This window comes from Clostridium sp. (assembly GCF_047718555.1).
Classification (GTDB): domain Bacteria; phylum Bacillota; class Clostridia; order Clostridiales; family Clostridiaceae; genus Clostridium_I.
The window spans coordinates 1-24376 of record NZ_JBDNRK010000019.1 but is presented as its reverse complement, the minus strand read 5'-3'; the positions used below and the strand labels follow the sequence as shown (position 1 = coordinate 24376).

Here is a 24376-nt window from a genome sequence, read left to right as displayed (position 1 = left end):
ATAATAATTGTATATTTTGATTTTATTAAGATATGCAAAAATATAATATAAAAGGAGATATTAGAAATGAGTGAAGAGAGAAAGTATAGTTTTGAAACATTACAGGTGCATGCAGGTCAGGAGGTAGATCCAACAACAGGATCAAGAGCAGTTCCAATTTATCAAACAACATCTTATGTGTTTAAAAATGCAGATCATGCAGCAAATTTATTCCAATTAAAAGAACCTGGAAATGTTTATTCAAGAATTATGAATCCTACTACTGATGTATTTGAAAAAAGAGTAGCAGAACTTGAAGGTGGAGTAGCAGGACTTGCAACTTCATCAGGACTTGCAGCAATAACTTATGCAATACTTAATGTAGCTAATTCAGGTGATGAAATAGTATCTGTAAGTACATTATACGGTGGTACTTATGAATTATTTGCAGTAACTTTGAAAAAACTTGGAATAAAAGTAACATTTGTTGATCCAGATGATCCTGAAAATATTAGAAGAGCTATAACTGATAAGACAAAGGCAGTATATGCTGAAACTTTAGGAAATCCAAGAATTAATGTGTTGGATATAGAAGCAGTAGCAAATATTGCACATGAAAATAAGATTCCTTTAATCATAGACAATACTTTCGCAACTCCATATCTTGTAAGACCAATAGAATATGGTGCTGATGTAGTTGTACATTCTGCAACAAAATTTATCGGAGGGCATGGTACTACTATTGGTGGAATTATAGTTGATGGTGGTAAATTTGATTGGAGAGCAAGCGGTAAATTCCCTGACTTTACAACACCTGATGAAAGTTACAATGGTCTTGTATATGCAGATTTAGGAGCACCTGCTTTTGCTTTAAAAGCTAGAGTTCAGCTTCTAAGAAATACTGGTGCGACTCTTTCTCCTCAAAGTGCATTTTTATTCTTACAAGGTCTAGAATCATTATCTTTAAGAGTAGAAAGACATGTATCAAATACTAGAAAGATAGTAGAATTCTTAAAAAATCATCCAAAGGTTGAATGGGTAAACTATCCTGAATTACCAGATAGTCCATATAATGCATTGGCTAAAAAATACTTACCAAAAGGTGCAGGTTCAATATTTACTTTTGGAATAAAAGGCGGACTTGAAGCTGGAAAGAGATTTATAAATAGTGTTAAATTATTCTCATTACTTGCAAATGTAGCAGATGCAAAATCTCTTGTAATTCACCCTTCAAGTACAACACATGCTGAACTTAATGAAGAAGAGCAAAGAGCTGCTGGAGTTACTCCAGACCTTATAAGACTTTCAATTGGTGTTGAAGGTGTAGATGATTTAATATATGATTTAAATCAGGCTCTTGAACAGGCTTAATTCATAAGCTTTAGAGTTTTAAGATAAAAAGGGATTGTCTCAAAATGTATTAATATGCATTAGAGACAGTCCCCTTTTGTTTTTTACAGAATATGAAATATTATAGCTATAATTAAAATAAAAGCTAAAGATCTATGGATAGTTAACCATTTACCTCGTGGTCTTTTGATTGATTTACCATATATGCCTAAAATAACTACTGCGGCCATAATTATTGCCGCAATTATGCCTGTTATTTTAATTCTATGGGAATTATAGGCAATAAAGAAATGTAATAACATAAGGATAAAAGTGATAATACCGGCTGTTTTGTGATTTTTAACTATGAATTTCATTATTTTTTTATAATAAGTAACAAAGTGATTTTTGTCTTTGGGCAATTTAAGAATATAATTTTTGTTGATAAGCTTTACAAAAAAATTAAGTAAAGCAAATATAAAACCTATAGCTGTTAATATACCTAAAGGACCAATGAAATGTCTTAAATTCATATTTTACACCTCCTTTACTTGTATTATATTACAAATATGAAGTATGTAAAATAAGGCACGTAGAATTTATCTACGTGCCTAAAACTTATTTGATAAGATTTAGAACTATTTTATATTGTTTTCATAGTCCTGAATTATCTTTTTAACCATTTGGCCACCAACAGAACCATTTTGTCTTGAAGTAAGATCTCCATTATAACCATTAGTTAAAGGAGTACCAACTTCTTGAGCTGCCTCTAATTTGAATTTGTTTAAAGCTTCTCTTGCTTCTGGTACTAAAATTCTATTACTTCTACTTGCCATGTGTTCCATCTCCTTTTTAATTGTTTATTTATGTTACACTAGTATATTGTGTAATTTAAACAATCATATTCTAGGGAATTCACGGTGCTATAGGAAATATATCCAAGCTATAAATAAATTTAGGCATCTTAAAATAAATAAGAAGTCAAAGATGCGACGAATTTTTTCAAGATGCCTTATATTAAGTTACAATTATAGGTGACAATTTAATTAATAATAACAATTCTTAAAATTATATTGATTATTTTTAAATATAATGTTAATGTAACAAGTATGATTTTTTATTAGGCACGTGAAAATAAATAGTAAGTTAAAATAGATTACTATACTTACTAGTTATTTATTTGAATGTCTTAAATTATTTCAATATAGGTACGAGCTCTATGAGAGTTTAAAAAAGTATTTTAAACAGTTAAAACTAAGAAAGGAGATATATAATGAAAAGTCTAAGTAAATTTTTAGAATACTACAAACCCTATAGAACTTTATTTTTTGCAGATATGTTTTGTGCGTTGCTTTTATCTGCCATAGATCTTGTTTTCCCTATTATAGTGAGATTTTTGCTCAATGATGTGTATATATTAAAGGATGGGAATAAGATAGTAAAATATGTTTTAATAGTGGGATTAGCTTTGCTTATAATGTATGTAATAAGGTATTTTTGTCAATATTTCATAACATCCTGGGGACATATTATGGGTGCAAAAATGGAAGCTAATATGAGAAGAGATCTTTTTAACCAGTTTCAAAAACTGCCATTTTCATATTATGATAATAATAATACAGGAACACTTATGTCAAGAATAATAACAGATCTTTTTGATATATCTGAACTTGCCCATCATGGGCCAGAGGATTTATTTATTTCTATTTTAAAAATAGTAGGATCTTTTGTTATACTCTCAAGTATTAATGTTCCAATAACACTTGCACTTTTATTTATTACATTATTAATGGTGTATTTTTCTATTTTCTATAATAATAGAATGAAAGATGTATTTATGAGAAATAGAAAGGAAATTGCAGATGTGAATGCAGTCGTACAGGATACTCTTGCTGGTATAAGAGTGGTAAAATCCTTTGGCAATGAAAAAGTTGAAGCAAAAAAATTTAAAAAGGGAAATAAACAATTCTTAAAAACTAAAGAAGAAAGCTATTTCCTAATGGGTAAATATTATAGTGGAAATGGATTCTTTCAGGGGATATTGTATCTTACTGCCATACTTTTTGGTGGAATATTAATAAGTAAATCACTATTAAATATATCAGATTTAGTAGTTTATATTCTATACATAAATATATTTTTAAATCCTGTTGATAAATTAGTAAATTTCACTGAGCAGTTCCAACGAGGTATTACTGGTTTTGAGAGATTTCTACAAATTATTAATACAAAGCCAACTATTATAGATAGAGAAGATGCAGTGGAACTTATTAATCCAAAGGGTAATATTAAATTTAATCATGTTTCTTTTGGATACCAGGATAAAAATATTATACTAAAAGATATAAGTATAGATATAACAGCCGGGAAAAACATAGCTCTTGTGGGGCCTTCAGGAGGAGGAAAAACTACTTTCTGTAATCTCATACCAAGATTTTATGAAGCAACGGAAGGAAACATTACTATAGATGGAATGGATATAAAAGATATAAAATTAAATTCTTTAAGGAATTCCATAGGCTTAGTTCAACAGGATGTATATATGTTTGGGGGAACCATAAAAGAAAATATAGCTTATGGTAAACAAGACGCGGCAGATGAAGAAATAATAGAAGCTGCCAGAAGGGCTAATATACATGAATTTATTGAAGGCTTAGAGGATGGATATGATACCTATGTAGGAGAAAGAGGAGTTAAGCTTTCGGGTGGACAAAAGCAGAGACTATCTATAGCTAGGGTTTTTCTTAAGAATCCTCCAATACTTATTCTTGATGAAGCTACTTCTGCTCTTGATAATGAAAGCGAAAGATTTATACAGGAATCCTTAGAAGAGCTTTCAAAAAATAGAACAACTATTGTAATTGCTCATAGGTTAAGCACTATAAGAAATGCAGATGAAATAATGGTTCTTACTGATGAAGGAATACAGGAGAAGGGAAATCATAAGGAATTAATTGATAAAAATGGAATATATGCAGCTCTTTACAATATGCAGTTTGATATTATAACATAAGATAGCATATATTTTTTATTAATTATATTTTTTGTGACATAATTACAATAGTATTAGGCATCTGAAAATAAATAAGAAGTCAAAGATGCGACGAATATTTTGAATCCAACAAGGAAACAGGTTCTGATGATAGTTGGACTATCAGAGGGTTCTGTTGACGCAGTAGGATTTAAAATAGGCTAGCATACTGACTTAGTTATTTTTTGAAGATGCCTTAATAGATAAAGAAAGGATTAGAACATATGGAACTTTTAAAGAAAAGAATACTTCAAGATGGAATTGTAATTGAAAATAGAATTTTAAAGGTGGACAGCTTCTTAAATCATCAAATGGATGTAAATCTATTTGATGAAATGGGAAAGGAATTTAGAAACAGATTTAAACACAAGAATATAACAAAAATACTTACAGTGGAAGCATCTGGTATTGGTATTGCATGTATAGCAGCACAACATTTTGATAATATTCCGGTGATATTTGCAAAGAAATACAATGCAACGAATCTTGATAAGGATACCTACGAGGCAGAGGTATATTCTTTCACTAAAGAAAAAACCTATAAAATAAGAGTTTCCAAGAAGTATATAAACAGTGAGGATAGGATACTAATAATTGATGATTTTCTTGCTAGCGGAAGTGCGGCTTTGGGTTTGATTGATATAGTCAGACAATCTGGAGCAGAGGCTTCTGGTGTAGGAATTGTAATTGAAAAGTATTTTCAAGGTGGAAGAAAGATGATAGAGGAATGTGGAGTAGAACTTCAATCCTTGGCTATAATAAATAGTATGGAAAACAATACAGTAAACTTTAGATAATAAAAAAGCACTATGAAATTCAGGTAGTTTTACCAATTGAATTTCATAGTGTTTTGTTAGTTATATTAAGTAAATAACAGTAATATATTTTTCGGTTATAAATCTTTATTTCTTTTCAGATAACTCATTGTTGAAAGTTTTTTTTCTTGTTATTATTTTATAAAGTATAAATGCAATTACAAGTATAACCATTGCTACATCTGCATAATGGTAATAAGAACGTATAGTCTCCCAATTTTCACCCATTATAAAACCTAAATAAACTAAAAATGCACTCCATATTGCAGAACCAACTATAGTATATAATACAAATTTTGAAAAATTCATTTTAGCTATTCCCGCAGGTAATGATATGAATGTTCTAATAATTGGGAGAAGTCTCGAAAAGAATATTATTTTATCTCCATATTTATTGAACATTGTATCACTTTTTTCAATTTTTTCCTTTGATAAATGGAGCTTATCTGCATATTTTTCTACAAGAGGCCTCCCTCCACGTGAACCTATTAAATATGCTATGATAGATCCAACAGTCCCACCTAAAGTGCCGGAGATTATCACAAGTATTAAATTTAGATGACCTTTAAAACTCAAATAACCACCAAAGGGTAAAATAATTTCACTGGGGATAGGGATGCAGGCACTTTCAAATAACATTCCTAAAAATGTACCTAAATAGCCGAGCTTATCCAGGATAACAATTATGATATTTATGATATGTTCTACCAAACTTAACACAATCCTTTCTTAGACATCTGAAATAAATAATAAGTCAAAGAGGCTATCATACTGACTGGTTATTTTTTGAAGATGTCTTATGTAAAAATAATTTATACATTATCTATTTTAATGGTTTAAATAAAAATTTTCTACAATAATTTAAATAAAGTACGAATTATAAGAAGATTGAAAACTAAAATTGGGAAAATCTTGATAGTTAGTTCGTACTTTATCACTATCAAGAATTAATATTACAAGAATACAACTTCCATTGACATTGAATATACTCTATGATAGTATATTAAGGAAATATGTCAGCCTTTAAATTCAGTCCTGTGAGACTGGGAAGGTAAAAATAATAGGGATTCCTATGCCTTCTTTTGTGGAGGCATTTTTTAATGTGTAAAAATAATATATAATATTTAGTAAATATGAAAGTGAAAAATTGATTTAATCAATTTTATACCTTTAAATTTAGTACAGAGAGACTAATAAGGAGGATGATTATGTTAAAGGGAAGAAGTCTTATAGATCCTATGGATTTTACTACAGAAGAGCTTGAGGAAATATTTTCTCTAGCGGATAATATAATAGAAAACCCAAAAGAATATCTTCATGCAGCAGATGGTAAGATTTTAGCTACACTTTTTTATGAACCAAGTACAAGAACAAGATTTAGTTTTGAGGCTGCAATGCTGAGGCTTGGTGGGCAGGTAGTTGGATTTTCAGAGCCAAATTCCAGTTCAGTATCAAAGGGAGAAACTGTAGCTGATACCATTAGAATAGTATCTTGCTATGCTGATATAGCTGCCATGAGGCATTCTAAAGAAGGAGCACCTAAAATAGCCTCTATGTATTCAGAAATTCCTGTTATAAATGCAGGCGATGGAGGACATCAACATCCAACTCAAACGCTGACAGATCTTCTTACCATAAGAAAGATGAAGGGAAGCCTTTCAAACTTTACAATTGGTATATGTGGTGATTTAAAATTTGGAAGAACAGTTCATTCTCTTATAAAAGCTATATCCAGATATAAAAATAATAAACTTGTATTAATTTCCCCTAAAGAGCTAAGAATACCAGAATACATAAAAAAAGAAATACTTGAAAAAAACAATATAGAATATGTAGAAGCTGAAAATTTAGAGGATGTAATAGATAGGTTAGACATACTTTATATGACAAGGGTTCAGAGAGAAAGATTTTTCAATGAAGAAGACTATATAAGATTAAAAGATAGTTATATACTAAATGAAGAAAAATTGAATAATGCAAAAGAAGACATGATAATATTGCATCCTCTTCCTAGAGTTAATGAAATAGATTACGAAGTAGATGAAGACAAAAGAGCCTGCTATTTTATTCAGGCAAAATTTGGCATGTATGTGAGAATGGCATTGATTGCTAAACTTTTGGGGGTGTGCTAATTGATTACTATAAATAGTATAATAAATGGCATAGTTATAGATCACATAAAGGCAGGCCATGGAATAAAGATTTATAATTATTTAAATCTTCAAGATGCAGACTTTCCTACAGCTTTAATAATGAATGTGAATAGTACAAAGGATGAAAAAAAGGATATAATTAAAATTGAAAATGTAATAGATCTGGATTTTAAAATGCTTGGACTTTTGGACCCTAATATTACAGTTAATATAATAGAAAATGAAAAAATTAAAGAGAAGAAAAAACTAAGCCTACCGGAAAGAGTTGAAAATGTAATTAAGTGTAAGAATCCAAGATGCATAACCTCTATTGAAAAATATGTACCGCACATATTTCATCTTGTTGATAAGGAAAAAGGTGAATATAGGTGTGAATATTGTGATGAAATAGTAACAGTATAGAGTATATAAAATAAAAATTTTTATAAAATATGGTTAAATGTTTAATAAAGCTTTCCTTTAAAAATAACTTATTATTTCATAGGAAGAGGAGCGAAAAGATTATGGAACTTTTGATAAAGAACGGAAGAATTATAGATTGTGCTTCTAATTTTGTTGGTGACGTATATATTAAAGATGGAATCATAAAGGAAATAGGAGATAGTTTAGATAAGAATTGTGAAACTATTGATGCAAAAGGTTATGTGGTTATGCCTGCTTTTATAGATTTGCATAGTCATTTTAGGGACCCAGGTTTACAATATAAAGAGGATATAGAAACAGGCAGTAGGGCAGCAGTTAGAGGTGGATATACCACTGTGAACCTTATGGGAAATACTAAGCCTATATGCAGTGATATGGAAACTGTAAATTATGTTATTAATAAGGCAAGGGAAATTGGTCTTGTAGATGCATATCAAACTGTAAGCATAACTAAAGATCTTCAGGGAAAAGATATTAGCCATCTCAATGAAATTGATGCTTCTGTAAAATGCATATCTGATGATGGAAAAGGTGTGTATAGTGGAAAAATCATGCATGACGCCATGGTTATAGCTAAAGAAAGAGATTTCGTAGTAATGTCTCATGCAGAGGATGAGGAAATTACACCAATAAGTACCAGGCTTTCTGAAAACATCATGACCGAAAGAGACATCACTTTAGCCAAATTTACAGGTTGTCATTTACATCTATCACACGTAAGTACAAAGGAAGCTATGAAGGCTATTATTGATGCAAAGAGAGATGGCTTTAATATAACTTGTGAAGTCACACCACATCATATAGCTCTCACAGGAGAAGATATATACAAGGTAAATCCTCCTATTAGGAAAGCTGAGGACGTAGAATATCTTATAAAGGCTATTGAAAAAGGTTATGTGGATGCCATAGGTACGGATCATGCTCCACATAGCAAAGAGGATAAGGAAAAGGGTGCCTGTGGAATATCTGGCATTGAAACTTCTTTTTCTGTATGCTATACAAAGCTTGTTAAAGAAGGTAATTTAACTATAAATAAACTTTCTAAAATAATGTCTAAAACTCCTGCAGAGATACTAAAGGTTAACAAGGGCAAAATATCAATAGGTTATACGGGTGATTTAGTAATTGTAGATTTAAATAGTAGATATACTGTCGATTCAGAGAATTTTCAGTCAAAGGGAAAGAATACGCCTTTTGATGGAAAAGAATTATATGGTTCAGTTGTAAGAACAATAAAGTCAGGTAAAACTGTCTTTCAGAGTGTGTAGGAGGATTATAAATTATGATTATAGATGAGCTTTACCAAAGAGTTGCAAAGAATGGTCATGTTTGTTTAGGTCTGGATACAGATATGGACTACATACCAAAGTGGTTTTTAGATAAATACAATGATATAGAAGATGCTCTATTTAATTTCAATAAGAAAATAATAGATGAAACTCTAGATGTAGTTGCTTGCTACAAGGTGCAAATCGCATATTATGAAGCTTACGGATTAAGTGGATTAAAAGCTTACAAGAAAACTTTGCAATATATAAAGAATGAAAAAGCTATATCTGTAGCAGATATAAAAAGAGGAGATATAGCAAAAACTGCTGAAATGTATGCAAAGGCTCACTTTGATGGAGATTTTGAAAGTGATTTTGTTACTCTAAATCCTTATATGGGTTTTGACAGTGTAGAACCATACCTTCCTTATATAGAAAATAAGGAAAAGGGAGCATTTATACTTTTAAGAACTTCTAATCCTGGCTCAAAGGATATACAATATATAGCTACAGATAAAGAGGAAAGAGTGTATAATGTAGTTGGTGAAAAGATAAATACCTTGGGAAAAGCTTATTTAGGTGAATGCGGATACAGTTCTATTGGTGCTGTGGTTGGCTGCACTACAGGTTTTGAAGGTAAAGAAATAAGAGATAAGTATAAGTCTACATTCTTTTTAATACCTGGCTATGGTGCTCAGGGAGGAACAGCAGAGGATGTAGCTAATTATTTATCAGAAGGCAACGGAGGAATAGTGAATTCCTCAAGGGGCATACTTCTTGCATATAAAAAAGTTGATAATGGACAGCATAGCTTTGAAAAATGTGCCAGAAATGCAGCTATAAATATGAGAGATGATATTATGTCATATTCAAAAAATAAATAAGTCAGTATGTTATTTATTTTCATATGACTTAAAGAACATAGGTTAGAAATATTAATTTTGGAGGAAACTCATGAGCGAAAAATATATGGTGAAAAGTGTATTCAGCAATGAAAAAATAGAAGAAGACATATATGAGATTACTATAGAGGGAAACTTTGAAGGTAAACCTGGACAGTTCTATCTCTTAAGAGCCTGGGATACAGAACCGGTATTATCTAGACCTATAAGTATATATGATAAAGATGCAGAAAAAATAAAATTTTTATACAGAGTCCTTGGAAGAGGTACAGAAATTTTAGCTAAATTAAAAAAAGGTGATGAAATAAAGCTTACAGGACCTTTGGGAAATGGATTTGATTTGGGAAAGCTGCAGGGAAAGGTTGCTTTAGTAGCAGGTGGTATAGGTATTGCACCTATGTTATACTTGTCTAAAGAATTAAAAGCTTCTTCTGTAGATTTATATGCAGGTTTTAGAAATAATAGCAAAACTGTGGATTATGTGGAAAAATATGTTAATAACTTTTACTTATCCACAGAAAATGGTGAAGCTGGACATAAAGGCTATGTAACTGATTTACTAAATGTTGAAAAATATGACGTAGTCGTTTGCTGTGGACCAGAAATAATGATGGCAAAAGTGATAAAAATGTGTAATGAGAAAGATATACCATTATATGTGTCCATGGAAAACAGAATGGCTTGTGGAATTGGTGCATGTCTTGTATGTACATGTAAAACTAAGGATGGAAGAAAGAGATCCTGTAAGGAAGGACCTGTATTTTTAGGAAAGGAGCTTGTAATAAATGACTAATGTTAGCATTTGTGGAGTGGATTTTAAAAATCCTGTAATAGCCGCTTCTGGAACCTTTGGTTTTGGAAATGAGTACATTAACTATTTTGATGTAGGCAAACTGGGCGGGATTTCTTCAAAGGGTTTAACTATTATGCCTAAGGAAGGCAATAATGGTATGAGGATTTATGAAGTAGCCAGCGGCATAATGAATAGTGTGGGTCTTCAGAATCCAGGGGTGGAACATTTCATAAAAGAAGAACTTCAAGAAATGAAAAAACTTAATACTGTAGTTATAGCTAATTTAGGTGGAGGAACTACAGAAGATTATGAAAAGGGTATAGAATTATTAAATAATACAGATGTAGACATTATAGAGTTAAATATTTCCTGTCCTAATGTTAAACATGGGGGAATGGCTTTTGGTATAAAATCTAATGTAGCTTTTGATGTGGTGAGCAGAGTAAAAAAATATTGTGATAAGCCACTAATGGTAAAATTATCTCCAAATGCTGAGGATATAGTAGATATGGCAGTTAAATGTACAGAGGCTGGAGCGGATTCCATCTCCTTAGTAAATACCTTTAAGGCCATGGCTATTGATATTAATAAGAGAAAGCCTATATTTGACAATGTAAGTGCAGGACTTTCAGGGCCATGTATAAAGCCTATAGCCCTTAGAATGGTTTATGAAGTGGCAAAAGCTGTAGATGTGCCTGTTGTTGGCATGGGTGGAATATCAAATGGGAAGGATGCTTTAGAATTTATTATGGCAGGAGCTACTGCAGTACAGGTTGGAACTGCTAATTTCATGAAGCCAGATATATGTCTGGATATAATAGATGACATTGAATCATTTATGAAAAAAGAAGGAATAAATAATTTATCAGAGATAACAGGTATAATTAAGTAAAAAGAAAAAGGAGAGTATACAATTATGGAAAACACAGAAAATAAAGTTATAGAAATTTTAAGAGAGTCAGAAGCACTTTTAGAGGGACATTTTTTATTATCCTCAGGAAGGCACAGTGAAAAGTACTGCCAATGTGCTAAGCTTTTACAACATCCTGATAAGGCAGAAAAGGTTATAAGCGTAATTGTAGATAAAATAAAGGATGTAGACTTTGATATAATTGTAGGACCTGCTATGGGGGGAGTATTAGTTTCCTATGAGCTAGCAAGACAAACAGGCAAGCCTGGAATCTTTGCAGAGAGAGTAGATGGAAAGATGACTATAAAGAGAGGCTTTGAAGTTAAAAAAGGTGATAAGGTAATAATCTCTGAAGATGTTGTTACTACAGGAAAATCTTCTTTTGAAGTAGTGGAAATCTTAAGAAAGCTTGGAGCAGAAGTAGTTGCATTATGCTGTATTGTGGATAGAAGAGCAAAAGATGTAAAGACTGAATTACCTATATATAGTGCTGTTAAGTTGGAAATTGAAAGCTATGAAAAGGAAAATTGCCCTCTTTGTGCAAAGGGAGTTCCATATGTAAAACCAGGAAGCAGAAATATAGTTTAATTAGTCTAAGATTAATTGGTAAAATTTTAATTAAATAAGGTTCAGTTGTACATAGAAATATTAACAAAATAATAGAAAAAGCTTAAAGTGGTAGATTTCGATCTGCCGCTATTTTTTTCTTGTAGAAAAGTTAGAAAAAAATAAATTAACTTGTATGATATTTGTGAATTTTACACAAACTTTCATATAGGAGGAATGCTTATGATAAAAAAAATGTCAAGGATTATATGTATATTTACAGTTGTAATGTTATTAATTTCAGGCTGTGGAAAAGGCAGTGAAAGTGCCCAGACCTTTAGTCCTGCTAGTCCTACGATAAAGAGTATAAATTCCATAAAGCCAGCAGTGGAGAGCAATACAAAAGTTAATTTTCCTAAAAACAACTACAAACTAGATGTAAAATTGGATACTGAACTTAAAACTTTAACGGGGGAAGAAAAACTAACCTATGTGAATAAGAGTAAAAGTCCTCTTAAAGAAGTATATTTTCATATTTATCCTAATGCATATAAAGAGAAGTCTACAACACCTGCGCAGTTTGGATTTAATGAAACCTTTCCAGAGGGATTTAGCGCTGGAAGCATAGATATACAGGATATATCAGTGAATGGGAAAAAATCTGATTTTGAAATAAGTGGAAGAGATAAAACAATTCTAAGAGTTCCCTTGGAGAAAGAGTTAAAGGCAGGAAATAAAGTTGACTTTGACTTAAAGTTTACAGTAAAAATTCCTAAAGGCAAGGATAGATTGAGCTATTATGGTACATCTTATAATTTTGGGAATTGGTATCCTATAGCAGCAGAATATGATGAAAAGGGCTGGCATTTGGATTCTTATTACAGTATGGGAGACCCTTTTTACAGTACAGTGTCTGACTACAAAGTAAATATAACAGTTCCGGAGGATTACATAGTGGCAGCTACTGGAGAATCCGGCAAGGAAAAAATCAAAAACAATTTAAAAACTTATTCTTTCAATGAAAATAATGTGAGAGATTTTGCTTTTACTACTAGTAATAAGTTTAAGTTTAAGCAGGAAAAGGTTGATGGAATAAATGTAAAATGTTACAGTCTTGGAACAGATAAAGAACTTTCTGATGAAATGAATTATGCTAAGAATGCTGTAGAAACTTTTAATAAATTCTTTGGCAAATATCCCTATAAAACTTATTCTGTAGCAGAAAGCAGTTTTTTAACTGGTATGGAATACCCTGGTATAGTGTTCATTTCTGATAATCCAGAATACAAGAAAAGTGGTTATTATGAAGTCATTGTAGTCCATGAAACTGCTCATCAGTGGTGGTATGGTGTCATAGGAGATGATGAGGTAAACGAAGCATGGCTGGATGAAAGTTTTGCCTGTTATTCAGAGGACATATACAACGAGAGTGTAAAAAATAACAGAGATGATTTTTTAAAATTAAAGGATTATTATTATACTTATGCTGCAGCTAATCCAAATCAAAAAGTCATGTTAAAACCAGTACAGGATTTCAAAGATGATATGGAATATTCTATTTTGGTATATTATAAAGGAGCTGTAATGCTGGATGATTTTAGAGAAAAAGTAGGAGACGAGGAATTCTTTAAAATAATTCAAACTTATTTTAACAGGTATAAATACAAAGTTACCAAAACAGGAGATTTTATAGCAGTAGCAAATGAAATTACAGGGAAGGATTGGAATGATTATTTTAATAAGTGGCTAAAAGGCGAATAGGTTCTGTAGAAAAGATATAATAATGTAAAAATGCTAGTATTATATACTAATCGATTATTTTTTTGCCGAAATTAAATTTTAAAAGAAATAATTGATATTTATACAATAATAGTGTATTATAATATATAGAAATTAAATACGACCTTTAAATTTGGTCCAGAGAGGCTGAAAAGGTAAGATTGTATATATTGTGTAAAAGCAGCATTATTTATGTGTAGCTTTGTTTTCGTATGCAAGAGCCTTCTGCCATAGTAGAAGGCTCTATTTTTGTGCAGAGACTAAAGATAAAGCTATAAAGCCTTAAATTTAAGTTGACAGGGAAAATAGACCTATGTTAATCTTTGAATAAATATAAAAAATGCTGTATAAATATTAATAGTTTAGGTTTTTAATATAAAGAAGAGGTGGATTTTATGAAAGGCATATTATATTTGGAAGACGGTACAATATATGAAGGGGATGGCTTTGGAAAAATTGGTACATCCGTTGGAGAATTAGTTTTTAATACTTGTATGACTGGATATCAAGAGGTGCTTACTGATCCCTCCTATGCAGGTCAAATAATAAATATGACATATCCTTTGATCGGAAATTATGGAACAAATAGTTTTGAAAATGAATCAGAAAAGGTGTATGCTAAAGGCTTTGTGGTAAAATCAGTAAGTAATAATCCATCAAATTATATGAATGAAGCAAGCTTAGATGAAATGCTTAAAAACATGAATGTGGTTGGTATTTATAATGTAGATACTAGGGCAATTACAAAAAAAATAAGAAATATAGGTGCTATGAAATGTGTGATTTCTAACGAAGAATTTTCTTTAGAAAGATTGAAAGAAATTATGGATAACACTGAGCTTAGTAAAAGCTGTGTAGAGGAAGTAAGCCCAAAAGAGATTAAACATATTCCTGGAAGTGGTTTTAAAGTGGCATTAATGGACTTTGGCGCTAAACAAAATATAATTGAAAATTTAAAACAGAGAAATTGTGATATAACAATATTTCCATACAATGCTACCTATAATGATATTATGGAGATAAAACCAGATGGTCTATTTTTGAGTAATGGTCCTGGAGACCCAAAGGCCATACCTGAAACTATTGAAACAGTAAAGAATTTAATGAAATCTTTACCTACCTTTGGTATATGTCTGGGACATCAGATATTGGCACTAGCTGTAGGTGGGGATACCTACAAATTAAAGTTTGGACATAGGGGCGGAAATCATGGAATCTATGATATTGAGAGAGACAAAGCATATATAACTTCTCAAAACCATGGATATGCAGTAGATGAAAAAAGCATAGAAAATAAAGGTATGATAGTTACGCATAGAAATCTTAATGATAATACAGTTGAAGGAATGAAACATAAATCTTTGCCAGTTTTTTCAGTGCAATTCCATCCAGAAGGGGCACCAGGTCCAATAGATACAGCTTATCTATTTGATAAATTCTTAACCATTATGGATGGGTCAATTAATGATGAAGCAATTTAATTAAACCAATTAAAAAAAATAACTGGCTATTATAATAATATGACCATGGGCCGTTATTTATTTCAAATACTTAATATTAACGATTTTGGAGGAAACAGATATGCCTTTAGATAAAACTATAAAAAAAGCTCTTATCATTGGATCAGGTCCAATAATTATAGGTCAAGCGGCTGAATTTGACTATTCAGGTACGGAAGCTATTAAAGCTATAAAAGAGGAAGGGATAGAAACTGTTCTTGTAAATAGTAATCCAGCTACTATAATGACAGATTATCATATAGCAGATAAAGTCTATATAGAACCATTGACTGTAAAAGCTTTAGAAAAAATAATAGCAGAAGAAAGACCGGATGGAATACTTGCAGGTTTTGGAGGTCAGACTGCTCTTAATCTTGCAATGAAATTAAAAGATGTGGGGATTCTTGAGAAGTACAATGTAAGGCTTCTAGGTGTAAATAGTGAAGCTATAAAGAAGGCTGAAGACAGAGAAGAATTCAAGAATCTTATGGAAGAGATAAATGAACCTATACCTAAGAGTATAATTGCAAACCATATTGAAGAATGTGTAGACTTTGTAAATAAGTATGGATTCCCGGTAATTATAAGACCAGCATACACTTTAGGTGGAACTGGTGGTGGAATAGCAGAAAATATGGAAGAACTTCTTGAGATAGCCAGCAGAGGAATTGAAATGAGTCCTATAGATCAAATTCTATTAGAGCAAAGTGTGGCTGGTTGGAAAGAAATTGAGTATGAAGTAATAAGAGATAAGAAAGATAATTGCATAATTATATGTAATATGGAAAATATAGATCCCGTAGGTGTTCATACAGGAGATAGTATAGTTGTGGCACCTTCACAGACTTTAAGAGATACTGAATATCAGATGCTTAGAAATGCTGCTATAAAAATTATACGAAATCTTAAGATAGAAGGTGGCTGCAATATACAGTATGCCTTAGATCCTAAAAGTAATAACTATATAGTAATAGAAGTAAATCCTAGAGTTAGCCGTTCCAGTGCTCTTGCATCTAAAGCAGCAGGTTATCCTATAGCTAAGATTGCAGCTAAGATTGCCATAGGATATAGTCTAGATGAACTTAAAAATTATGTTACTAAAAATTCTAGTGCTTGTTTTGAACCAGCTTTAGACTATTGTGTAGTTAAGATACCAAAATGGCCTTTTGATAAATTCGATACAGCTCTTAGAACATTGGGTACACAGATGAAGGCTACAGGGGAAGTAATGGCTATAGATAGAACTTTCCATAATGCTCTTTTAAAGGCAGTTACATCCCTTGAAGGAAAATTTAGTGCACTGAGAATTGAGGCTTTTGAAGCTCTAGATGTAGATGCTCTTGTTGATAAAATAAAGAAACAGGATGATGAGAGGATTTTTGCCATAGCAGAGATTATGAGAAAAGGAATTTCCATAGATGAAGTACACAATATAACGAAAATAGATAAATGGTTTTTAAATAGTATTAAGACAATAATAGATATGGAAAACAAACTTAAAGAAGATGCTGCAGAAGAAAACATAATTGAAGCTAAAAAGATGGGCTTTACTATAAAGGAAATAAACAGACTTACCAAAATAGGTGAAGATAGAGTAAGAGATATTTTGAAAGAAAATAATGTAAAAGCAGTATATAAAATGGTAGATACCTGCAGTGGTGAATTTGAAGCGGACACCCCTTATTATTATTCTTGCTATGAAGACGAAGATGAAGATGCTGTTTCAGATAATGAAAAGATAATAGTTTTAGGTTCCGGCCCTATAAGAATAGGTCAGGGTATTGAATTTGACTATTGCTGCGTTCATGGAGTTTGGGGTATTAAAGAGGCTGGATATAAATCAATAATTATAAATAATAATCCTGAAACTGTAAGCACAGATTTTGATACAGCAGATAAATTATATTTTGAATCTCTATATATAGACAATGTATTAGATATTATTGAGAAGGAAAAACCTTATGGTGTTATTGTACAATTTGGTGGTCAAACTGCCATAAATCTTGCAGAAATGCTTGATAAAAGAGGAATAAAGATTATTGGAACTTCCTTTAAATCTATAGACTTAGCTGAGGATAGAGAAAAGTTCAGTGAACTCCTAAACAGTATAAATATACCATTACCTAAGGGCGTATCTGTAATCAGCATGGAAGAGGCTTATAAAGCAGTTGATACCTTAGGATACCCTGTAATAGTGAGACCTTCCTATGTAATAGGTGGAAGAGCTATGCAGGTAGTGTATGATAAAAAGACTCTTGAAAGATATATGAAGGAAGCAGTTAATTTATCTACGGAACACCCTGTACTTATAGATAAATATATAAAGGGTACAGAAATAGAAGTGGATGCAATTTCAGATGGTGAAGATGTATTAATACCTGGTATTATGGAGCACGTTGAGAGAACCGGGGTACATTCAGGAGACAGTATAACAATGTATCCAACACGAACACTTTCAAAAGATGTTCTCAATACTCTAAAGGAATATACGGAGAGAATTGTAAGATCACTTGAAATCAAAGGACTTGTGAATATACAATATGTTTTTGATGGAGATAATGTATATGTAATAGAAGTAAATCCAAGAGCGTCCAGAACAGTGCCTATATTGAGTAAAGTTACTGGAATACCTATGGTAAAGCTTGCAGTAGAGATCATACTTGGAAAGAAACTAAAAGATCTTGGCTATGGAATTGGAATTAATGAGGAAAATAAATTATGTGCAGTAAAAATACCGGTATTTTCTAATGAAAAGCTGGTAGATGTGGATACTTATTTAGGACCTGAAATGAAATCTACTGGTGAGGTACTTGGTGTAGGTGATAATTTTGAAGATGCCATATATAAAGGATTCTGTGCTGCAAATTATGAAATTCCTAAGAGTGGCAATATATATGTATCTTTAAAAGATATAGATAAAGAAGAGGGGTTACAGGTAGTTAAAAAATATATTGAACTTGGCTTCAATATAATTGCCTCTGAGGGTACAGGAAAATTCTTGAAGGATAACGGTATAGAGTGTAATATAGAATCATTATCTGAAATAACTGATAATATGGTTGAGGACAAAATAGCATTTATAATTGATTCACCTACAAAGGGAAATAATATAGGTACCTTAGGCTTTAAGCTTAGAAGAAAAGCAGCAGAACATAGAATACCAGTATTTACTTGTATAGATACTGCAAATATATTTGTAACTGCTGTAAATTATGAGATATCAGGTAAAGAGGTTGAGTATTCACCTATGAATAAGTATTTTTTACAGTAGCACTTAAGTATATGGAAATAGATAACAAGTGAAGATTTTAAAATAATAGAATAGGTAAATGATTTGATTATTTTAAAAGATTTTAACTGGGAACTATATTAAAAATATAATAGAAACACTATCAAAATATGTTGTTCGGATAAAATCATTTTGATAGTGTTAATTTTTCATTGACTAGATTTTAGTGATTACTAATGCCTATATTTAGAGTTTGTTTTGAATAGACATTTGCATATTGTTAATTTTAAATATACAAAAAATTATTATTAAAATATTTAACAATGAGTTATAATAAATAATGAATGCTTATGTAAGGAGGTTTTTAAATTGGGAAAACCAAGTATTTTTAGTAATCGGTATAGAAGAGAAATGAGAAAGAGGAGAAACAGAACCATCACTATTATAATAGTGATTGCAGTTGTAGTTGTACTTGCAATAATATTGGTAAATGGCAGTGTAAATGATTGGGCTAAAAATAATTTCAATACGAAAAAAGTGTCTCAAGGGAATAATGATAAGAAGCAAAATACAGTTGGTAAACAAGATACAGCTGCAGCTGATGAAAAAGCAAAAGCTAAGCAAGAACAGCAAAAGCCAGTGGACAAAACATTTACAGTAGCTATGCCTGATGGAAAAGCTTTAAATATTATATATGATGACAGTTCAAGTACAAGAAAAATCACAAATATACAAAATCAGGATTCTGATATAGATTTTAATATTAATCCCACAGGTACATCAGCAGTTGCCTATGAAAAAAGCAAACAAAATGTGCTCCTTGTAAATGCAGATGGCACATCTTCAGATATTACAAATGCTTCATATACATCCAGTAATGGAACAGTTTTTAGTAAAGATAGTATATTGGCACAAAACAATAATTACATATGGCAGCAGTCACCTAAATTTATAGATGATGAAAATATAGCATATATAAGCCAATTACCGTGGTTTGATAATAGGCCTGCTAAATTTATATGGAAGTATAACATTAAAGATAAGACAAATGTAAATACAAATATGACAGGTACCAATATCCAAATAAATAATATAAATAATAAAGGACTTGAGATAGTAGTAGATAATGTCACTCAGTATCTCAAGGGAGATGGGTCTATAGCTAATTAATTGTGTTTTGGGAGAGGTTTTATGGAGATAGGATTATCATCGGCAGTATTTTATCCAAATGTTAAGACAGAGAATAGCATAAAGTTAATTTCAGATTTAGGTTTTCCATGTGCTGAAGTATTTTTAAATAGCCCTTTTGAATATGAAATTGATTATGTAAAAAAACTTGCAGATATAAAAGATAAATATAAATTAAAAATAAGCAGTGTGCATAGTTTTTCATCTTCCTTTGAGCCCTATCTTTTTGATGCCTACAAAAGAAGGAGAAGGGATATGTTGAAATTCTTTGAAATGGTATGTAGAGCAGGAAAACTTTTAGGAGCAAATTGTTATACTTTTCATGGAATGAGACTGGGACCCTCGGATTTTATAAGCAAGGAACTTATGCATGATGTGTATAATAATCTCACTTATATAGCAGGAGAAAATGAAATAAAACTGGCTCAGGAAAATGTGTCCTGGTGTATGTCAAGCAGTGCTGAATATTTAAGAGATTTAAAAGAAAATTGTAGATATCCTATATATTTTACTCTTGATATTAAGCAAGCCTACAGGGCAGGAGTAAATCCTATGGAGTATTTAGAAGTTATGGGTACAAAATTGATAAATTTTCATATTAATGATAGAGATGATAAAAATACATGTTTGCTTCCTGGAGATGGAACTGTAGATTTTCAAAGTATATTCAATAAAATTAAGTCATTAAATTATAGAGGTAATGCTATAATGGAAGTATATAGTAATAATTACGATTCCTATGAAGATATAAAAAATTCTAAAAAATATTTGGAAAAATTCATATAAGATTAGTTGGAGTAGAGATTTTCAATAAATCATATTTAGTGTTATGAATAGGTTTAAATAATAAATTAATGAAAGTTATAATTGTAAACTTATACTTCTTTGTTATATAATATATAAAAGATAGCTTATTATAAAAATGTAAATAAGAGATTAAGTTTGTATTATAACTATTTTTTAATATCATTTGTAAATGTATAATAATATGTTATAATATTTAAGTTGAAATAAGAAGCTTGCATTTTAATTAGGAGGAATTTACGTATGAACGCAAAAATGGAAAAAGTAGAAAATAATGTAGTTAAATTTGAAATAACAGTTGAAGCAGAAAAATTTAATGAGGCAGTAGAAAAGGCATATAAAAAAAATAAAGCAAAATATAATATACCAGGATTTAGAAAGGGAAAGGCACCTTTAACTATAATTAAGCAATATTATGGTGAGGGAGTGTTTTATGAAGATGCAGTAAATTTTTGCTGTGACGATACATACCCATTGGCTTTAGAAGAAAACAACATAAAACCTGTAGATTACCCACAAATTGATATAGTGGAAATTGGGTCAGGAAAAGATTTTGTATATACAGCTAAAGTAACTGTTACTCCAGAGGTTGAGCTTGGAGAGTACGAAGGTGTAGAAGTTAAAAAGGTAGAATATCCTGTAACTGATGAGGATGTAGATAATGAATTAAAATCTACTCAAGAAAAAAATGCTAGAATAGAAACAAAAGAAGAAGATGGAATTGTAGAAAAGGGAAATATAGCAGTTATTGATTTTAAAGGATTTGTGGATGGAGTAGCTTTTGAAGGTGGAGAAGGTACTGATTATTCTTTAGAAATAGGCAGCGGTGCTTTTATAGATAATTTTGAAGATCAACTTGTTGGATTAAAAAAAGGAGAAACTAAAGAGGTAGAAGTTACTTTCCCTGAAGAATATGGTAAGGAAGAGTTAAATGGTAAGAAAGCTACTTTCACTGTAACTATAAAAGAAATAAAGATTAAAGAATTACCTGAAATAGATGATGAATTTGTAAAAGAAGTATCAGAATTTGATACATTAGATGAATTTAAAAAGGATATAAGAACAAAAATGGAAGAAAGCAATAATGCTAGAGCAAAGGCAGAATATGAAGACCATGTTGTAGATGCAGTATGTGATAATGCAAAGGTTGATATTCCTGAGATTATGGTAAAGAATGAAACAGATCAAATGATTAAAGAATTGGAATCAAAATTGAAATATCAAGGATTAGATCTTGACTCTTATTACAAATTTACAAACAGCTCAGAAGAAAAAGTTAGAGATTATATGAAGGAAACAGCAGAAAAAAGAGTCAAAACAAGACTTGTTATTGAAAAGATAGCTACTGTTGTAGATGTTAAACCAACAGAGGAAGAATTACTAGAGAAGGCAACTGAAGCTGCTAAACAATATGGAACTAAAGATATAGAAAAAATGGCAAAACTACTTTTAGATGCACAAAAACCTATGTTAGAGCAGGATTTAACAAATGGTAAGGTAATAGATTTATTAGTAAATAGCAGTAAGGCAATAGACTAAAAAATTTTTAATTATATATTGATTATTTGCTGTGATATGTTAGCATAATATAAAAGGGGTTAATTGCCAGAATGGATTTCTGGCAATTAATTTTAATATTCATATAATGAGGAGGGAATTTTTATGGCTTTAGTACCAATGGTAGTAGAACAAACAAATAGAGGAGAAAGGTCTTATGATATATATTCTAGACTTTTAAAGGACAGAATTGTATTTTTAGGTGAAGAAGTAAATGATACAACTGCTAGTTTAGTTGTTGCTCAACTTTTATTTTTGGAAAGTGAAGATCCTGACAAAGATATATCACTGTACATAAATAGTCCGGGAGGTTCAATAACTGCTGGTATGGCTATTTATGATACAATGCAATATATAAAACCCGATGTATCAACAATTTGTGTTGGTATGGCAGCATCAATGGGAGCATTTTTGCTAACTGCTGGTGCAAAGGGAAAAAGATTTGCACTGCCAAATAGTGAAATAATGATTCATCAACCATTAGGTGGTTTCCAGGGGCAAGCAACAGATATAGGTATACACGCTAATAGAATATTAAGCATTAAAAAGAAATTAAATTCAATTTTAAGTGAGAGAACTGGTCAGCCTTTAGAAACTATAGAGAGAGATACTGAAAGAGATAATTTTTTGGAAGCTGTAGCTGCTAAAGAGTATGGATTAATAGATGAAGTTATTACAAAAAAGAAATAACCTTATAAAGGGGTGCTGATATGTCAAAATTTGAGGATAAGAAACAATTAAGATGTTCTTTTTGCGGCAAGAGTCAGGATCAGGTTAGAAGACTTATTGCTGGTCCTGGAGTATATATTTGTGACGAATGTATAGAGTTGTGTTCCGAAATAATAGCTGACGAATTTGAAGAAAATTCGTCAGTAGAAGTAGGAGCACTTCCAAAACCTATTGAAATAAAAAATTATTTAGATCAATATGTTATAGGGCAGGAAGAAGCTAAGAAAGCTTTAGCCGTAGCTGTATATAATCATTATAAGAGAATAAATTCGAATATAGGTAATGAAGATGTAGAACTACAAAAAAGTAATATTTTACTTTTAGGACCTACAGGTTCAGGTAAAACACTTTTAGCTCAAACTTTAGCTAAATTTTTAAATGTACCTTTTGCTATAGCTGACGCTACCACTTTAACGGAAGCCGGTTATGTGGGAGAGGATGTAGAAAATATACTATTAAAGCTTATACAAAATGCTGATTATGATGTTGAAAGAGCTGAAAAGGGCATTATATACATTGATGAGATAGATAAAATAGCAAGAAAGTCTGAAAATCCATCTATAACAAGAGATGTCTCTGGTGAAGGAGTTCAACAGGCACTTCTTAAAATACTAGAAGGTACTGTTGCCTCTGTACCACCACAAGGTGGAAGAAAACATCCTCATCAGGAATTTATACAAATAAACACTACTAATATTTTATTTATATGTGGTGGGGCATTTGATGGTTTAGATAAAATAATAGAACGTAGAACTAGAAAAAGTTCTATGGGATTTGGTGCAGATGTCCAATCAAAACAGGAGAAGGATATTGGTATTCTTTTGAAAGATATTATGCCAGGAGATTTATTAAAATTCGGTCTTATTCCTGAATTTGTTGGAAGATTGCCAATCCTTGTTACACTTGATGCACTTGATGAAAAGGCATTAATAGAAATATTAAGTAAGCCTAAGAATGCATTAGTAAAACAATATAAAAAGCTATTCCAAATGGATAGTGTAGACTTAGACTTCAAAACGGAAGCTCTTAGTGCTATAGCTAAGGAAGCTATCAGTAGAAATACTGGTGCAAGAGGCTTAAGGGCTATAATAGAAGATATGATGAAAAATATAATGTTTGATATACCATCAAGACAGGATATCAAAAAAGTATCTGTAACAGAAGATACCTTAAAAACAAAATCACCACAATTAGAATTAAAAGATGCCAGTGAAATACCTGCACCTCAGCCTACAGTGAAGAAAACTGAGGATATAAAAAAGAAAAAAGGGCCAGAAACAGCCTAGCTATTTAAAGAAGAGTAATTAAATATTACTCTTCTTTTTTAGTGGAATATATTGCTATGAAAGTGAACATACTAAAAATATTATTATTTTTAGAAAGGAGATATTTAGGCATATTCAAATAAATAACTAGTCAGTATGCTAGCCTATTTTGAATCC

21 protein-coding genes are annotated in these 24376 nt (G+C 31.0%); 18 read left to right on the top strand and 3 right to left on the bottom strand.

Going from position 1 to position 24376, the window contains the following annotated elements; genetic code table 11:
* The first annotated feature begins 66 nt into the window (after positions 1–66).
* Positions 67–1350: a homocysteine synthase gene (locus ABF633_RS09410; RefSeq protein WP_415523447.1), complete on the top strand. Its 1284-nt coding sequence runs from the start codon at positions 67–69 to the stop codon at positions 1348–1350.
* An 83-nt stretch (positions 1351–1433) separates the two neighbouring features.
* On the opposite strand, the gene ABF633_RS09405 is transcribed toward ABF633_RS09410, so the two are convergent.
* Together ABF633_RS09405 and ABF633_RS09400 are read right to left on the bottom strand one after the other, a co-directional pair.
* Positions 1434–1841 (bottom strand): hypothetical protein, encoded by a 408-nt coding sequence (locus ABF633_RS09405; protein ID WP_415523446.1) that lies wholly within the window; start codon positions 1839–1841, stop codon positions 1434–1436.
* 105 nt (positions 1842–1946) lie between these two features.
* Positions 1947–2144 (bottom strand): alpha/beta-type small acid-soluble spore protein, encoded by a 198-nt coding sequence (locus ABF633_RS09400; RefSeq protein WP_015614864.1) that lies wholly within the window; start codon positions 2142–2144, stop codon positions 1947–1949.
* 437 nt (positions 2145–2581) lie between these two features.
* Between ABF633_RS09400 and ABF633_RS09395 the strand changes: the two genes are divergently transcribed.
* Both ABF633_RS09395 and ABF633_RS09390 read left to right on the top strand, forming a co-directional pair.
* Entirely contained in the window at positions 2582–4321 is a 1740-nt protein-coding gene (locus ABF633_RS09395) for an ABC transporter ATP-binding protein (protein ID WP_415523445.1), read from the top strand.
* Positions 4322–4563: 242 nt separating this feature from the next.
* Positions 4564–5136: a xanthine phosphoribosyltransferase gene (locus ABF633_RS09390; RefSeq protein WP_415523444.1), complete on the top strand. Its 573-nt coding sequence runs from the start codon at positions 4564–4566 to the stop codon at positions 5134–5136.
* 105 nt (positions 5137–5241) lie between these two features.
* Here ABF633_RS09390 and ABF633_RS09385 read toward each other — a convergent pair whose 3' ends face one another.
* A complete protein-coding gene (locus tag ABF633_RS09385) occupies positions 5242–5865 on the bottom strand; it encodes a DedA family protein (protein ID WP_415523443.1) in 624 nt (207 codons plus the stop codon).
* Positions 5866–6362: 497 nt separating this feature from the next.
* Between ABF633_RS09385 and pyrB the strand changes: the two genes are divergently transcribed.
* The 15 genes from pyrB to clpX all read left to right on the top strand — a co-directional run bounded on the left by pyrB (position 6363) and on the right by clpX (position 24220).
* Positions 6363–7286 (top strand): aspartate carbamoyltransferase, encoded by a 924-nt coding sequence (pyrB, locus tag ABF633_RS09380; protein WP_415523442.1) that lies wholly within the window; start codon positions 6363–6365, stop codon positions 7284–7286.
* A complete protein-coding gene (locus ABF633_RS09375) occupies positions 7287–7709 on the top strand; it encodes an aspartate carbamoyltransferase regulatory subunit (RefSeq protein WP_015614869.1) in 423 nt (140 codons plus the stop codon).
* Positions 7710–7810: 101 nt separating this feature from the next.
* A complete protein-coding gene (locus ABF633_RS09370; RefSeq protein ID WP_415523440.1) occupies positions 7811–8998 on the top strand; it encodes a dihydroorotase in 1188 nt (395 codons plus the stop codon).
* A gap of 14 nt (positions 8999–9012) precedes the next feature.
* Positions 9013–9882 (top strand): orotidine-5'-phosphate decarboxylase, encoded by an 870-nt coding sequence (pyrF, locus tag ABF633_RS09365; protein ID WP_415523439.1) that lies wholly within the window; start codon positions 9013–9015, stop codon positions 9880–9882.
* A 70-nt stretch (positions 9883–9952) separates the two neighbouring features.
* Complete coding sequence (locus tag ABF633_RS09360) at positions 9953–10693, top strand: dihydroorotate dehydrogenase electron transfer subunit (RefSeq protein ID WP_415523438.1); 741 nt, start codon at positions 9953–9955, stop codon at positions 10691–10693.
* Positions 10686–11585 carry a dihydroorotate dehydrogenase gene (locus ABF633_RS09355; protein ID WP_415523437.1) on the top strand — a complete coding sequence of 300 codons (900 nt, stop codon included), beginning with the start codon at positions 10686–10688 and terminating at the stop codon, positions 11583–11585. The genes ABF633_RS09360 and ABF633_RS09355 overlap by 8 nt, the downstream gene beginning before the upstream one ends.
* A 24-nt stretch (positions 11586–11609) precedes the next feature.
* Complete coding sequence (gene pyrE / locus ABF633_RS09350; RefSeq protein ID WP_415523435.1) at positions 11610–12191, top strand: orotate phosphoribosyltransferase; 582 nt, start codon at positions 11610–11612, stop codon at positions 12189–12191.
* A 201-nt stretch (positions 12192–12392) separates the two neighbouring features.
* The gene (locus tag ABF633_RS09345; RefSeq protein WP_415523434.1) at positions 12393–13910 is read left to right on the top strand and encodes a M1 family metallopeptidase; all 1518 of its coding nucleotides are present in this window, start codon (positions 12393–12395) and stop codon (positions 13908–13910) included.
* Positions 13911–14323: 413 nt separating this feature from the next.
* Positions 14324–15409, top strand: a complete 1086-nt coding sequence (carA, locus tag ABF633_RS09340; RefSeq protein ID WP_415523433.1) for a glutamine-hydrolyzing carbamoyl-phosphate synthase small subunit — start codon at positions 14324–14326, stop codon at positions 15407–15409.
* 100 nt (positions 15410–15509) lie between these two features.
* Positions 15510–18698, top strand: a complete 3189-nt coding sequence (gene carB / locus ABF633_RS09335) for a carbamoyl-phosphate synthase (glutamine-hydrolyzing) large subunit (protein WP_415523432.1) — start codon at positions 15510–15512, stop codon at positions 18696–18698.
* Positions 18699–19025: 327 nt separating this feature from the next.
* Positions 19026–19826: a hypothetical protein gene (locus ABF633_RS09330; protein ID WP_415523431.1), complete on the top strand. Its 801-nt coding sequence runs from the start codon at positions 19026–19028 to the stop codon at positions 19824–19826.
* Between the two features lie 21 nt (positions 19827–19847).
* Positions 19848–20630, top strand: coding sequence for a sugar phosphate isomerase/epimerase family protein (locus ABF633_RS09325; RefSeq protein ID WP_415523430.1), 783 nt, complete (start codon positions 19848–19850; stop codon positions 20628–20630).
* 261 nt (positions 20631–20891) lie between these two features.
* A complete protein-coding gene (gene tig / locus ABF633_RS09320; RefSeq protein ID WP_415523429.1) occupies positions 20892–22187 on the top strand; it encodes a trigger factor in 1296 nt (431 codons plus the stop codon).
* Between the two features lie 123 nt (positions 22188–22310).
* The gene (gene clpP, locus ABF633_RS09315) at positions 22311–22895 is read left to right on the top strand and encodes an ATP-dependent Clp endopeptidase proteolytic subunit ClpP (protein WP_415523428.1); all 585 of its coding nucleotides are present in this window, start codon (positions 22311–22313) and stop codon (positions 22893–22895) included.
* 20 nt (positions 22896–22915) lie between these two features.
* A complete protein-coding gene (clpX, locus tag ABF633_RS09310) occupies positions 22916–24220 on the top strand; it encodes an ATP-dependent Clp protease ATP-binding subunit ClpX (RefSeq protein ID WP_415523427.1) in 1305 nt (434 codons plus the stop codon).
* Positions 24221–24376: the final 156 nt, after the last annotated feature.

Coding starts and splice junctions, on each gene's coding strand:
- ABF633_RS09410 (WP_415523447.1), top strand. CDS start 67: ATGAGTGAAGAGAGAAAGTATAGTTTTGAAACATTACAGGTGCATGCA.
- ABF633_RS09405 (WP_415523446.1), bottom strand. CDS start 1,841: ATGAATTTAAGACATTTCATTGGTCCTTTAGGTATATTAACAGCTATA.
- ABF633_RS09400 (WP_015614864.1), bottom strand. CDS start 2,144: ATGGCAAGTAGAAGTAATAGAATTTTAGTACCAGAAGCAAGAGAAGCT.
- ABF633_RS09395 (WP_415523445.1), top strand. CDS start 2,582: ATGAAAAGTCTAAGTAAATTTTTAGAATACTACAAACCCTATAGAACT.
- ABF633_RS09390 (WP_415523444.1), top strand. CDS start 4,564: ATGGAACTTTTAAAGAAAAGAATACTTCAAGATGGAATTGTAATTGAA.
- pyrB (WP_415523442.1), top strand. CDS start 6,363: ATGTTAAAGGGAAGAAGTCTTATAGATCCTATGGATTTTACTACAGAA.
- ABF633_RS09370 (WP_415523440.1), top strand. CDS start 7,811: ATGGAACTTTTGATAAAGAACGGAAGAATTATAGATTGTGCTTCTAAT.
- pyrF (WP_415523439.1), top strand. CDS start 9,013: ATGATTATAGATGAGCTTTACCAAAGAGTTGCAAAGAATGGTCATGTT.
- ABF633_RS09360 (WP_415523438.1), top strand. CDS start 9,953: ATGAGCGAAAAATATATGGTGAAAAGTGTATTCAGCAATGAAAAAATA.
- ABF633_RS09355 (WP_415523437.1), top strand. CDS start 10,686: ATGACTAATGTTAGCATTTGTGGAGTGGATTTTAAAAATCCTGTAATA.
- pyrE (WP_415523435.1), top strand. CDS start 11,610: ATGGAAAACACAGAAAATAAAGTTATAGAAATTTTAAGAGAGTCAGAA.
- ABF633_RS09345 (WP_415523434.1), top strand. CDS start 12,393: ATGATAAAAAAAATGTCAAGGATTATATGTATATTTACAGTTGTAATG.
- carA (WP_415523433.1), top strand. CDS start 14,324: ATGAAAGGCATATTATATTTGGAAGACGGTACAATATATGAAGGGGAT.
- carB (WP_415523432.1), top strand. CDS start 15,510: ATGCCTTTAGATAAAACTATAAAAAAAGCTCTTATCATTGGATCAGGT.
- ABF633_RS09325 (WP_415523430.1), top strand. CDS start 19,848: ATGGAGATAGGATTATCATCGGCAGTATTTTATCCAAATGTTAAGACA.
- tig (WP_415523429.1), top strand. CDS start 20,892: ATGAACGCAAAAATGGAAAAAGTAGAAAATAATGTAGTTAAATTTGAA.
- clpP (WP_415523428.1), top strand. CDS start 22,311: ATGGCTTTAGTACCAATGGTAGTAGAACAAACAAATAGAGGAGAAAGG.
- clpX (WP_415523427.1), top strand. CDS start 22,916: ATGTCAAAATTTGAGGATAAGAAACAATTAAGATGTTCTTTTTGCGGC.